Origin of the sequence: Microbacterium sp. 22303 (assembly GCF_052045265.1) — a bacterium.
Classification (GTDB): Bacteria; Actinomycetota; Actinomycetes; order Actinomycetales; family Microbacteriaceae; genus Microbacterium.
Genome location: NZ_JBQEOQ010000016.1, coordinates 1 through 309, shown reverse-complemented (window position 1 = coordinate 309; position 309 = coordinate 1). Strand labels below are relative to the sequence as shown.

Genomic DNA, 309 nt, shown 5'->3' with positions numbered 1-309 from the left:
CCAACATCGGCGGGATCCTCGGCGGACTGACCGGCAACCTGCCCGGCCTGCCCACTGTCCCCGGACTGCCCACGATCCCGGGCCTCCCGGGAACCCCGGGCAACGGCGGCACCCTCCCGGGCCTGCCCAACCTGCCTATCGGTGCCATCACCGGTGCACTCGACGGACTGACCGGCAACCTGCCCGGCCTGCCCACCGTCCCGGGTCTCCCCGGAACCGGCAACCCGGGAACCCCGGGCAACGGCGGACCCCTTCCGGGCCTGCCCAACATCGGCGGGATCCTCGGCGGACTGACCGGCAACCTGCCCG

Annotated in this window: 1 pseudogene; it reads left to right on the top strand. The window is 74.1% G+C overall.

The annotated features are described in order from the left end of the window. A pseudogene (locus tag ACTJI8_RS20410) lies at nt 1–309 on the top strand (hypothetical protein); the annotation flags it as partial.